The organism is Streptomyces sp. x-19 (assembly GCF_046549115.1).
GTDB classification, from domain to species: Bacteria; Actinomycetota; Actinomycetes; order Streptomycetales; family Streptomycetaceae; genus Streptomyces; species Streptomyces albulus_C.
The window spans coordinates 20548-31949 of record NZ_JAJPWK010000016.1; the positions used below are offsets into that span (position 1 = coordinate 20548).

General features: G+C 74.1%; 14 protein-coding genes. 5 read left to right on the forward strand and 9 right to left on the reverse strand.

Annotation, left to right across the window (positions count from 1 at the left end; translation table 11 throughout):
* Nucleotides 1–167 precede the first annotated feature (167 nt).
* Nucleotides 168–1499 carry an MFS transporter gene (locus ACLJT4_RS28815; RefSeq protein ID WP_411126629.1) on the reverse strand — a complete coding sequence of 444 codons (1332 nt, stop codon included), beginning with the start codon at nt 1497–1499 and terminating at the stop codon, nt 168–170.
* 17 nt (nt 1500–1516) lie between these two features.
* Between ACLJT4_RS28815 and ACLJT4_RS28820 the strand changes: the two genes are divergently transcribed.
* Complete coding sequence (locus tag ACLJT4_RS28820) at nt 1517–2731, forward strand: ROK family protein (protein ID WP_275465624.1); 1215 nt, start codon at nt 1517–1519, stop codon at nt 2729–2731.
* A 284-nt stretch (nt 2732–3015) separates the two neighbouring features.
* Complete coding sequence (locus tag ACLJT4_RS28825) at nt 3016–3540, forward strand: MepB family protein (protein ID WP_375926487.1); 525 nt, start codon at nt 3016–3018, stop codon at nt 3538–3540.
* Nucleotides 3541–3627: 87 nt separating this feature from the next.
* On the opposite strand, the gene ACLJT4_RS28830 is transcribed toward ACLJT4_RS28825, so the two are convergent.
* Nucleotides 3628–3882, reverse strand: coding sequence for a hypothetical protein (locus ACLJT4_RS28830; RefSeq protein ID WP_016575911.1), 255 nt, complete (start codon nt 3880–3882; stop codon nt 3628–3630).
* Nucleotides 3883–4182: 300 nt separating this feature from the next.
* On the opposite strand from ACLJT4_RS28830, the gene ACLJT4_RS28835 reads away from it, so the two are divergent.
* Entirely contained in the window at nt 4183–4581 is a 399-nt protein-coding gene (locus ACLJT4_RS28835; protein WP_411126631.1) for a hypothetical protein, read from the forward strand.
* Nucleotides 4582–4634: 53 nt separating this feature from the next.
* On the opposite strand, the gene ACLJT4_RS28840 is transcribed toward ACLJT4_RS28835, so the two are convergent.
* The 3 genes from ACLJT4_RS28840 to ACLJT4_RS28850 are packed head-to-tail and all read right to left on the reverse strand — an operon-like array spanning nt 4635 to nt 6861.
* Complete coding sequence (locus ACLJT4_RS28840) at nt 4635–5612, reverse strand: phosphotriesterase (protein ID WP_411126633.1); 978 nt, start codon at nt 5610–5612, stop codon at nt 4635–4637.
* Entirely contained in the window at nt 5609–6196 is a 588-nt protein-coding gene (locus ACLJT4_RS28845; RefSeq protein ID WP_411126635.1) for a DUF4865 family protein, read from the reverse strand. The genes ACLJT4_RS28840 and ACLJT4_RS28845 overlap by 4 nt, the downstream gene beginning before the upstream one ends.
* A 35-nt stretch (nt 6197–6231) precedes the next feature.
* Complete coding sequence (locus tag ACLJT4_RS28850) at nt 6232–6861, reverse strand: TetR/AcrR family transcriptional regulator (protein ID WP_411126637.1); 630 nt, start codon at nt 6859–6861, stop codon at nt 6232–6234.
* 234 nt (nt 6862–7095) lie between these two features.
* Here ACLJT4_RS28850 and ACLJT4_RS28855 point away from each other — a divergent pair, with 234 nt between their 5' ends.
* On the forward strand, nt 7096–7413 hold the full coding sequence (locus ACLJT4_RS28855; RefSeq protein WP_411126639.1) for an SHOCT domain-containing protein: 318 nt from the start codon (nt 7096–7098) through the stop codon (nt 7411–7413).
* Nucleotides 7414–7429: 16 nt separating this feature from the next.
* Here the strand turns inward: ACLJT4_RS28855 and ACLJT4_RS28860 are convergent, their stop codons facing one another.
* The gene (locus tag ACLJT4_RS28860) at nt 7430–7930 is read right to left on the reverse strand and encodes an ATP-binding protein (RefSeq protein ID WP_411126641.1); all 501 of its coding nucleotides are present in this window, start codon (nt 7928–7930) and stop codon (nt 7430–7432) included.
* Nucleotides 7931–8105: 175 nt separating this feature from the next.
* Complete coding sequence (locus tag ACLJT4_RS28865; RefSeq protein ID WP_020963768.1) at nt 8106–8393, reverse strand: hypothetical protein; 288 nt, start codon at nt 8391–8393, stop codon at nt 8106–8108.
* A gap of 324 nt (nt 8394–8717) precedes the next feature.
* On the opposite strand from ACLJT4_RS28865, the gene ACLJT4_RS28870 reads away from it, so the two are divergent.
* Nucleotides 8718–9815, forward strand: coding sequence for a PLP-dependent cysteine synthase family protein (locus ACLJT4_RS28870; protein WP_233659692.1), 1098 nt, complete (start codon nt 8718–8720; stop codon nt 9813–9815).
* A 19-nt stretch (nt 9816–9834) separates the two neighbouring features.
* On the opposite strand, the gene ACLJT4_RS28875 is transcribed toward ACLJT4_RS28870, so the two are convergent.
* A complete protein-coding gene (locus ACLJT4_RS28875; RefSeq protein WP_411126643.1) occupies nt 9835–10308 on the reverse strand; it encodes an SRPBCC family protein in 474 nt (157 codons plus the stop codon).
* A 61-nt stretch (nt 10309–10369) separates the two neighbouring features.
* The gene (locus tag ACLJT4_RS28880) at nt 10370–11218 is read right to left on the reverse strand and encodes a DeoR/GlpR family DNA-binding transcription regulator (RefSeq protein ID WP_411126645.1); all 849 of its coding nucleotides are present in this window, start codon (nt 11216–11218) and stop codon (nt 10370–10372) included.
* Between the last annotated feature and the right edge of the window lie 184 nt (nt 11219–11402).

Consider the following 11402-nt stretch of genomic DNA (forward strand, 5'->3'; position numbering starts at 1 on the left):
GGCCGGCGCCGGGGCGGTCGCCGCCGGACCGACGCACCGGACGCTCGGCGCCGCGGGCCCCGCACCGACCGGTGCGGACCCGTCACCGGCCGCCGCGCACACCGCCGTCCCGGAGCCGAACGCCCCCTCGCGCCAGCGGGGTTGACGCGGTTTCCGTTCCGGGCGGCTCAGGTGCCGGCCGGGCGGGGCCCGGCCGTGCCGCGGTGCGATCCGCGCGTCAGGTGCGCGATCAGCGCCGCCACCGCCGCCAGCAGCGCGAGCGTGGTCAACGCGACCGGCAGGCCCCACGCCTCGGCGAGGAAGCCGATCGCGGGCGGTCCCAGCAGCATGCCGCCGTAGCCGATCGTGGAGGCCACCGCGACCCCGTTCGGCCCGCCGGCCGCCCCGGCGCGCGCGAGGGCGATCGGGAAGATGTTGGCCAGCCCCAGTCCGGCGACCGCGAAGCCGACGCAGGCGCCCCACGCGGTCGGCGCGAGCGCCCCGAGCAGCAGGCCGGACGCCGCCGTGGTGCCACCCGCGACCAGGGCCCGCGCCGGGCCGAACCGCTCGACGACCGCGGTCCCGGAGAGCCGCCCGACGGCCATCGCCAGCGCGAACACCGCGTAGCCGGCCGCCGCGAGGCCCGGCGCGGCGGCCAGGTCCTGGGACAGGTGCAGCGCGCCCCAGTCGGCCAACGCGCCCTCGCCGTACGCGGTGCACAGCGCGATCACCCCGAAGACGAGGACGAGCCGGCGGGGCCGGCCGGACGCGTCGGTCCGCCGGGGACGGTCCGGGCCCGCCGCGGCGCGTTCCTCGGGGTGCGGCGCCGCACTCCCGGCCCCCGCGCGCTCCCGCAGCAGCACGGCGCCCGCGCCGACCGTCGCCAGCAGGCCGCACGCGGCGAGCCCCGACAGGTGCGCGGCCGGTGAGAGGTGCCCGGCGACCAGCCCGCCGAGGCTGGCACCGACCATGCCGCCCAGGCTGAAGGCGGCGTGGAAGCCGGACATCACCGGCCGGCGCAGAGTGGCGATCAGTTCGACGGCGGCGCTGTTCATGGCGACGTTGAGGGAGCCGTACGCGGCACCGAAGACCAGGAGGGCCAGGCCCAGCGCGGTCGCCGAGTGGGCGAGCGGGGGCAGCAGGATGCTCAGCGCGAGGGCCGCGCCGGAGGCGACGGTCACCGGGTGGCTGCCGAAGCGCCGGCACAGCCGTCCGGTGAGCATCATGAACGCCACCGCCCCGGCCGACACGCCGAGCAGGGCGAGTCCGAGGGCGCCCGCACCGGCGCCGGTCTGCGCCTTGATCGCGGGGATCCGGACGACCCAGCCGGCGAAGAGGAAGCCGTCGACGGCGAAGAACGCGGTGAGCGCGATGCGCAGCCGCCGGGAATGGTGACCGGCCGCCTCCGGGGCGGCGATCGCCGCCCCACTATGCGCCGGTCGTGCGGTTTTCGGAAGGTTGGTGGGCTTGTGGCCCCGATTGCGAGTCAAGGCCGTGCGTATTTTGTTTAGCGTCGGCACAAAGCCAGAATAGAAGGGTGACCCAGACTCGGACAACCAGGCTGGAGCGGGGCCGCAGCGCCCTCGGACCCGCACTGGAGCTCGTACACACCGGACGCGCGCCCACCCGTGCCGTGCTGACCACCGAACTCGGCGTGACCCGTGCGACCGCGGGGGCGGTGGCCGCCGAGCTCGAAGCGCTCGGCCTGATCACCGTCGACTCCCGGCCGCACGCCTCCGCGGGCTCCCAGGGGCGGCCCTCCCACCGGTTGTCCCTCAACGACGGCGGCCCGGTCGTGCTCGCCGCACAGATCCACGCCGACGGGTACCGCGCCGCCCTGGTCGGCCTCGGCGGCCGGATCGTCGCCACCACCCCCAGCTGCGGCATCATCCCCGCGGACCCCGCGCACGTCCTCGCCGAGGTCGTCGAGGCCGGCGCGGCCCTGCTGCGCGACACCGGGCGGCGCTGCCTCGGCGCGGGCCTCGCGGTGCCCTCCGCGGTCGCCGAACCCGACGGCGAGGCGCTCAACCCGCTCCACCTCGCCTGGCCCTCCGGCGCCCCGGTCCGCGAACTCTTCCTGCGCGCCCTGGCCGACGCCGGCATCCCCGGCGTCACCGAGAAAATCGGCTTCACCGGCAACGACGTCAACCTCGGGGCGCTCGCCGAACACCGGCACGGCGCCGGCCGCGGCGCCCGCCACCTGCTGTGCGTCGCCTCCGGACACCGCGGCGTCGGCGGGGCGCTGGTGCTCGACGGCCGCCTGCACAGCGGAAGTTCCGGCCTCGCCCTGGAAGTCGGCCACCTCACCGTCAACCCCGAGGGCGCGCCCTGCCACTGCGGCAGCCGCGGCTGCCTGGACGTCGAAGCCGATCCGCTCGCCTTCCTCGTCGCCGCCGGCCGCGAACCGGGACCGGAGTTCTCCCTGCTCCACCAGGCCGGCGAACTGCTCCGCACCGCCTACACGGACCCCGGCGTGCGCACCGCCGCCGACCTCCTCATCGACCGGCTCGGCCTGGGCCTCGCCGGCCTGGTCAACATCCTCAACCCGGACCGCATCATCCTCGGTGGCCTGCACCGCGCCCTCCTGGAGGCCGACCCCGAACGACTCCGCGCGGTCGTCGCCGACCGCAGCCTCTGGGGACGCAGCGGCGGGGTGCCGATCCTCGCGTGCAGCCTGGACCACAACAGCCTGGTGGGGGCGGCGGAGTTGGCGTGGCAGCCGGTGTTGGATGATCCGCTGGTGGTGCTTTAGCGGGTCTCTTCCCACGTTGTCGGCGGTCCCGCCGTGGGGGTTGCTGTTTGCGCCTGGCGGCGCGGGCGTTGTCCGCTGCGCGGGGCTTGTTGGGTGCGGTGACGGGCCTGCGGGGGTGGTGTGCAGGACTGCTGCGCTTTACGTCCTGCACACCACCCCCTCCGGCCCGCCACCTCCCGTTGGGGGGTGGGAAGGGCTGGGTAGGTGGTTGCGGTCGGTGGGGTGGTGCGGGGCGTGGAGAGGGGAGCGGGGGCTGCGTGGAGGGGCGGTGGCAGGATGGCGGCATGGTGACGGATCAGCCGTGGACGGGGCTGCACGGGGACCTTTTGACGGTGAAGGACGCGGTGTACGACCGGGGCGGGTTCGCCTGCTCGCTGCCGGTGCCCGAACCGGAGGGTGCCGCATACGCGGCCTGTGCGTTCACGTTGGACGGGCAGGCGGTTCGGTTCCGGGTCGCGAAGACCACGCCGACGAAGGTCGGGCAGTTCGTCACCGTGTGGCAGCGGTCCGCGCAGGGGCCGATCCGGCCCTTCGACGTCGAGGACGGGGTGGACCTGTTCGTCATCAGCTGCCGGGACGACGACGGCTTCGGTCAGTTCGTGTTCCCGCGCGAGGTGTTGTGCGGACGGGACGTCGTCTCCCGCAACGGCTCCGGCGGGAAGCGCGGGTTCCGTGTCTATCCGCCGTGGGTGACGACGACCAACCGGCAGGCTCGCAGCGCACAGGCGTGGCAGGTGGACCACTTCCTCGACCTCGGTGCGCACGGCCCGGCCGATCTGACGCGCGCCCGGACCCTCTACCACCCCTAGCGTCCGCCGCTCTCGGCGGTCGGGCCGGTGGTCGGCGCCGCGCGCCACGCCCGTCGCCGTCGGGTGCTTCCTGTGCGCGGGGGCCGGTCAGACGAAGTGGAGGCGTTCGAGTTCGTCGCCGTCGGCCGGCCTGGTGTACAGGGCGCCGCCGTCCTGGGTCACGCGCTCCAGGTAGGCGTAGATCTGGAGGGCGCGGTTGATGGTGTCCGTCTTGGTGTCGCCGGTGAGTTTGACGGCCTGATCGAGTGCGGCGGCCGCCTTCGGGGCGAGGTTGACGGTGATGCGGGTCGGGCCGGTGTTCTGCCACTCCTGGGCAGCGGCTCCCTTGGGCAAGGTGGACATGTAACGGCTTCCCCTTCGTCCGAACCGTCCGCGGCCTGACCCGGCCAGGCCCCAACGCCTCCACGATGCCCGGTCGTACATACGCTGTCAAGCAATCGTATGTACGGTACGCGCATCATGGCTGCATGAGGCGTGCGTTGCGTAGGGACGTCGTGCTGCACCGTCGCCGGCGCGTGGGGGATGAGTAACAGTCACGTAAGAGCACGGAACGTCACGTTGATGTGCCTCGCTGCTGATCGCTAGCGTCGGGGCGTGAGCGGTTTAGAAGAGCGAGGGCGGCTGAGGGGGGAAGGGCGGGACATGGGCGCCACGGACCTCGACCTCAGCCTGGAAGAACCCAGCAACCGGGCGGACGCGGCCGTCCTCAAGGAGAGCACCGGGCTGACCTTCAGGTGGGAACTCGGCCCCGCCAAGATGGAGGTCGCCACCGACGAGGCCCAATCGATGTCGCCGTCCGCGATCGGCATCGCCATGCTGTTGTTGTCCGCGGGAAGCAGTGTGCCGGCGGTGGTCCTGGCGCTGGCCAACCAGGTGCTCCAGGCCCCCGCGGTGCTGATGGCCATCGGCTCGATCGCGCTGTTCCTGGTGGTCTTCGCCACCGGCACGCTGCTGATGCTGTACGGCGGGGCGGTGCCGAGGTCCCGGTCGGCCGCCGCGTCGGCGGACCGGCCGGCGCCGAGCCGGCGGCGCATGCGCTGACGCCGGTCCCGGCCCCCGGCGGGATCTCCCCGCGGGTGGCCGGGGCCGCGTGGTCACGGCCAGTCCGCCGCGAACGCCCGGGCCGGATTGGCGCGCAGCATCCCCGCCACCGCCTCGGCGCCCACGGCGAGTTCCAGTCGCGGGCGGAGCCGGCGCAGCAGGTACGGCATGCCGGGGCCGCCGTTCACCGACCGGGCGCCGGCCGTCGTGGTGTCGCCGCCGAGCAGGATCCGGTCGGCGAACCCGGCGTCGCAGAGGGCCGCCACCGCGTCCGGCAGCCGCCAGTCCGTGGCGTGGTTGGCGCGCGACGGGCCGTCGAAGGCGAGGTACGCGCCGGCCTCGGCGGCCATCCGGTGCACCGCGGAGTCGGGGGAACGGTTGAGGTGGCCGAGGATCACCCGGTGGGGCGGAACGCCCAACGCGCCGCACAGCAGGTCGAGGACGTCCAGGGCCCCGGTGCCCAGCTCCAGGTGGATGCCGATGGTCGCGCCGGTCGCCCGGTGGGCCTCGGCGGCGGCCGTCATGGTGCGCCGGGTGTGCCGGTCCAGGCCGTGGAAGCCGCCGGCCACCTTGATCATTCCGGCCCTGGGGCGGGCGTGCGGGGCGTCGTCGTGGTCGGGGCCGATGCCTTCGGTCAGTTCGGCGACGAAGAGCGCGGCCGGATCCGTCAGCCCGGCCAGGAACTCCGGGGCGTAGTGCGCCGTTTGGTGGAGTCCGGTCGCGGCCACGACGGTCACGCCCGACTCCCGGGCCAGGCGCGGCAGTTCGGTCGCCCGCCGGCCCATGCCGTGCGGCGTCCACTGGATCATCGCGGCGCCGCCGGCCGCCCGGAACGCGCGCAACTCGGCGGCGGCCGCCTCCGGGTCGGCCAGTTCCTGGCCGGGTAGCTGGGGGCTGGCGAAGAACAGGTGGTCGTGCGCGTCGCAGACGCCGAGCCGCTCGGGGGCGAGGTCCCCGAGGACGGTGCGGACGGTGGGGCCGGCGGACGGCTCGGTGCGGTGGCCGGGGGCGGTGGCGGGCGTCGTGGTCACCACTGCCGCCCGACGCCGAGCCGGTCGGTGCCCGGCGCGGACAGGTGCAGCACGCGGAAGCGCGCCCCGCCCGCGGACTCGGGGACGGGGTCGGCCCAGAGGGTGAAGTGCACCAGCTCCCAGCCGCGGGGGTCCAGGCCGAGGGCCGTGGTGTGCACGCCGTCCGCGGTCGCCAACTTCGCGTGCTCGGCGAGCGCGTCCTCCACGGCGGTCGCCACGTCGACGCCTTCCGGGAGCGGCACGGTCCGCTGGGTGAAGGAGTCGGGGACGCGGTCGGCGGCGGGCCCCGGGCGGTGGTACAGGCCCTGCCAGGTGCGGACCGTCGGCCGCCCGAAGTCGCGGACCACGCCGCGGAACCCGTCGCCGGTCAGGAAGCGGTTCATGCCCTCCTGGTCGGCCCAGAGGTAGAACGGGGCGTACTGGTTGACCGGGGAGCCGTCGGTGCCGCGCTCCCGGATGCCGTACGCCTTCAGGCCGAGGCCCGTGAAGTCGTCCAGCAGGTGGCCCTTGGTCCGCACGCGGTGGCGGATGACCTCCATGTCGTAGTCGGCGGGCAGCGTGACGCGGTATTGCATGGCGTGCATGGGGCTCCGTAGGGGGAGGGGGCGGGGCGGATGCGTCAGGGGGTGACGGGCGGGGGTGGTGTGGCGTGCGTGGCCAAGAGGGCCAGCAGGCCGTGAACCGCGGCGTCGAACGGCGCGGGGTCCTCGGCGGCCCGGGCCAGTACGTAGCCGCCCTGGACGACGGCGGCGACGCTCGCCGCGGTGGCCGCCGGGTCGAGGCCGGCGGCCAGTTCACCGCGGCGTTGGCCCTCGGCGAGGACCTCGGTGATCCGGCGCCGGAGCCAGTCGAACATCGCGTCCAACGGGGCCCGCAGCGCGGGGTCCTGCACCACGTCGCGGTCCTGCGTCATCCGCCCGATCGGGCAGCCGCGCAGCACCTGCCGCTCCCGCAGGAGGTAGGCCGCCACCCGGTCGTACGCCGTGCCCGGGGCGGTGAGGATCGCGTCGGTCGTCGTGCGCATGTCCTCGGCGGTGCGCCGGATCGCCGCCAGCGCGAGGTCGGACTTGCCGGTGAAGTGGTGGTACATGCTGCCCTGGCCCACCCCTGCGCGCTGCAGGATCGCCTTGGGGCTGGTGCCGACGTAGCCGCGCTCCCACAGGAGTTCCTGGGTGCTGGTCACGAGCCGTTCCTGCGTGCTGGACGGGGCGGTGCCGACCGCCGTGCCGTCGTCCTGGTTGCTGCCCATGCCGTGACTGTACATACCAGTAGTTACAAAGATCAAGAGCGGGGCCGGGGACGGCGGGACTCGCGTACCTCCTGCCCCGGTGGGCGTACCTCCGCCGGCGTACGGGGAGTGCCGCCGGGCGTACGACGACGCGCGGGCCCGCGCCGAGGAGTCTCGAAGGCAGGCAGTCGGCGCGCCGCCACCCGGTCCACGGGCGGCCGGCACCCGGCACGTCCCATCAAGGAGTGGACCCCCATGAACGCACTGGCAGCACACTGGTCCGGCGGCGGCCCGGGCCCCTGGATCCTGTTCGTCCCGCTCGTCTGGGCCGCGGTGGTCGCCGGCGTGGTGACCCTGCTGCGCCGCACCGTGTGGCGGCACGGCGGCCCCGGTCGGTCCTTCCGCGGCCCGTGGCCCGGTGCCCGGCCCGCGGCCGGCGGTGACGCCCCGACCCCGATCGCCGTCCTCGGTCGCCGGTTCGCCGCCGGCGAGATCGACGAGGAGGAGTACTGGCGCCGGCTGTCCGTGCTGGAGGAGCACTTCGGCGGCGGCCGCAAGGCCGGCCCGGCCTGACGCGCGGCGCCCGCGGTCAGCCGACCCGCGCGCTCCGACTCCGGGGCCGGGGGTCGGCACCCGCCTCCTCCGCCGGGGCGGGGGCCCAGTGCGGATGCAGTGCCCGGGCCTCCTCCGGTGCGCTCGTCAGCGCGGGGAGGGTGAACCAGACGACCTTGCCCTGGGCGTGCGGGCGCACTCCCCAGTCCTCGCTGAGCGCCGCGATCAGGGCCAACCCTCGGCCGCAGGTCTCCCAGCTGGCGGCGGCCCGCAGGCGCGGCATCCGGGGATCGAGGTCGTGCACCGAGACCGTCAACTGGTCCAGCAGCACGCACAGTTCGACGGTGCACTGCTTGCTGGGACGGGCGTGCCGGTGGACGTTGGCGAGGAGTTCGGTCACCCCGAGGGCGGCCGGATCGACCAGGGCATCGAGGTGCCAGTACCGCAGCTGCGCGGAGACGATCCTGCGCACGTGCCCGATCCGGGCCGGGACGGCCTGGACTTCCACCGTGCAGTGTCTGCTGGGCTGCCTGATCACGACCGCGACTCCCTGATGAGGCCGGGCACCCCTCGTACCGGGGAGGGGCGAAGATCGGAACCGGCGATGCCCGCTGCCCAACAGCGTCATCGCTGGTGAACCCTCAGTGATACGTGTCCAGAGTCGTGCAGCCGGTGCACCCCCGCAACCGCACCACCCCGGCCGCACCCGGCGTTCACGCGCGTGGCCGACGCGCGGCCTCCACCGCGTTGAGGAAGCGGTCGCGGGCGCCCAGGGTCAGTGAGTAGCGGTTGCCGTTGAGGACGGCGAGCGCGCGGTCCCGGGCCGCGAAGAACGGTTTGTGGGCCTCCACCGCGCCGAGCGGGGCGCTGTCGATCTCCGTGCCGTAGCTGGTCAGCAGCGACAGCCGGCCGCCGCTGATGCGCACCTGCCCCGCTCTGGTCAGTGAGCGCAACGCCCGCTCGATCCGCACGCCGGTCGCGTTGTACTCCGACTCCGCCATCGTCACCACTTCCCGATGTCGTGGGCGGGTGCCGTCCACCGCCCCCCTAGGGAAGTTTGCCGCCACTGTGCGCCGTTCACCAGTGCCGTATGGGGCGCAGAGGCGCACAACACCCTTCCCCCAGGCCCTCCTTGGGGGCCCTCAAAGGGTTGTTTATGCAGGTGAGAAGCGTGCGCCGGGTGGTTATAGTCGAAACCTGCCCGGCCTTGCGGGCGGGCCCGTACACCCTGGAGGAGCGCGCCGGTGAGCACCGCACAACAGCCGCAGAGCCGGCCCGGACACCCTGGGCCCCAGGACGCGGCCCGCACGCCGCACCCGTCGGTCCTGCCGACCGTCGACGTGGACCGCTCGGATCCGGACTACCGGGACTGGCTCAAAGAGGCCGTCCGCAAGGTCCAGGCGGACGCCAACCGCACCGCCGACACGCACCTGCTGCGCTTCCCGTTGCCCGAGGAGTGGGGCATCGACCTCTACCTCAAGGACGAGTCGACGCACCCCACCGGCAGCCTCAAGCACCGGCTGGCCCGCTCCCTCTTCCTCTACGGGCTGTGCAACGGCTGGATCCGCCCGGGGAAGCCGGTGATCGAGTCCTCCAGCGGTTCCACGGCCGTCTCCGAGGCGTACTTCGCCTCGCTGATCGGCGTCCCGTTCATCGCGGTGATGCCGGCCACCACCAGCCGGGAGAAGACCCGACTGATCGAGTTCCACGGCGGCACCTGCCACCTGGTCCAGGACCCGCGGACGGTCTACGAGGTGTCCGCCCGGCTCGCCGCCGAGTCCGGCGGGCACTACATGGACCAGTTCACCTACGCCGAGCGAGCCACGGACTGGCGCGGCAACAACAACATCGCCGAGTCGATCTACGAGCAGCTGCGACTGGAGCGCTACCCCGAGCCCACCTGGATCGTCGCCACCGCCGGCACCGGCGGCACCTCCGCGACCATCGCCCGCTACGTGCACTACATGCAGTACGACACCCGGATCTGCGTCCCCGACCCGGAGAACTCCTGCTTCTTCGACGGCTGGCTCACCGGCGACGCGGCGACCGACTGCGCGACCGCCTCCCGCATCGAGGGCATCGGCCGGCCGCGCATGGAGCCGAGCTTCGTGCCCGGTGCGATCGACCGGATGATGAAGGTCCCGGACGCGGCGAGCATCGCCACGGTCCGCGCACTGGAGCGGGCGATCGGCCGCAAGGCGGGCGGCTCGACCGGCACCGGGCTGTGGAGCGCCCTGAAGATCGTCGCGGAGATGGTCGCCGAGGGCCGGACCGGGTCCGTGGTGACGCTGCTGTGCGACCCGGGCGACCGCTACCTCGACAAGTACTACTCCGACGACTGGCTGGCCGAGCAGGGGCTCGACATCGCCCCCTACACCCGGACCGTCGAGCACTTCCTGGCCACCGGCTCCTGGGACGCCTGAGCCGGGCCCGGCCCGTGCATCAGCTGCCGGTGAGTCGCCGGTCCAGCGCCCGCACCGAATCGCGGAAGGAGCGCGCCAGGGCCGGCCGGGCCATCGGCATCAGCCAGCGGAACGCCGCCGGACCGTCCGCCGCGAACGTCCACCGCAGCCGGGTCCCGGTGCCGGCCGGCGTCAGCCGCCAGTCCTCCACCAGGGCGCGCAGCACGGGGGCGTTGGTGCTGTCGACCCGGTAGGCGTAGCGCCCGCCCGGGTCGCTCACCAACACCGTCTCGTCGAAGTGCGTGCCGCCGGTCAGCAGCACGTCGCGGCCCTGGCCGTCGCGGGTCGGCGCCGCCCGTGCCACACCGGTGAACCAGTCGGCCCAGCCCGGTACGTCGCCCGCCAGCGCGGCATAGACGGTCTGGGGCGGCGCGGCGGTCTCGGCGGTGAACACCATCCGCAGCGGGGCCGATTCGACGAAGTCGAGCTCGACGGGGCGGAGCCGTCGGGACATGGGACGAGCACCTCCTAGGGGACGGGGCTGACCTGCGCCGGACACCCTAGCTGACGCGAAATCAGTCGTCCGCGTCGGCCACCGGCTCGCCCGCCACCACCAGCTCCGTAGGCCGGTCGGCGAACTCCGCCCGCGCCGCGGCGGACAGCCCGGCATCCGTCACCAGCACGTCCACGTCGTCCAGTGCGGCGAACGAACTCAGGCCGACCGTGCCCCACTTGGTGTGATCGGCGACCACCACCACCCGGCGTGCGGAGCGCACGAAGTGCCGGTTGGTCTCCGCCTCCGCCAGATTGGGGGTGGACAGCCCCGCCTCCACCGATATGCCGTGCACCCCGAGGAAGAGCAGGTCGAAGTGGAGCGAGCGGATCGCGGCGTCCGCCACCGGGCCGACCAGGGTGTCCGAGGGCGTACGCATCCCGCCCGTCAGCACCACCGTCGCCGCCTCGGCCGGCGGGCGCCCGTCGCCGCCGCTGGCCGCGGCCCGCTGGGCGTTGTAGAACACGTCGGCCACCCGCACCGAATTCGTCACCACCGTCAGCTCCGGCACCTCCAGCAGCCGCTGCGCCAGCGCGTACGCCGTCGTGCCGCCGGCCAGGGCGATCGCGCTGCCCGGCACCGCCAGTTCGGCCGCGGCCTTGGCGATCTCGGCCTTGGCGCCCGGCTCCAGCCCCGACTTGACCTCGAAGCCCGGCTCGTGCGTGCTGGGCTCGCTCACCGGGAGCGCACCGCCGTGCACCTTCTCGACCATGCCCTGGCGGGCCAGTGCGTCCAGATCGCGACGGACCGTCATGTCGGAGACGTTCAGCCGGCGGGTGAGTTCGTTGACCCGCACACCGCCCCGCCGCCGGACCTCTTCGAGGATCAGCGCCCGCCGCTGCTCCGCGAGGAGATTCTGGTTGTCGCCCACCGCGGCCCGTCCCTTCCGCCCCGGCTCACCGCCCCGGGTCCCTGCGCCGGCTCTGCGCCGCCTGCGATCTCTGGTGCCCTCATCCTCGCACGAGGGTCCGACAGCGGCCCCGGTCCGGGACCGCCGCGTTCACCGGGCACAACCGCCGCGCCGGGAACCGCAACCCGGGTGCGCGGGCTCCCAG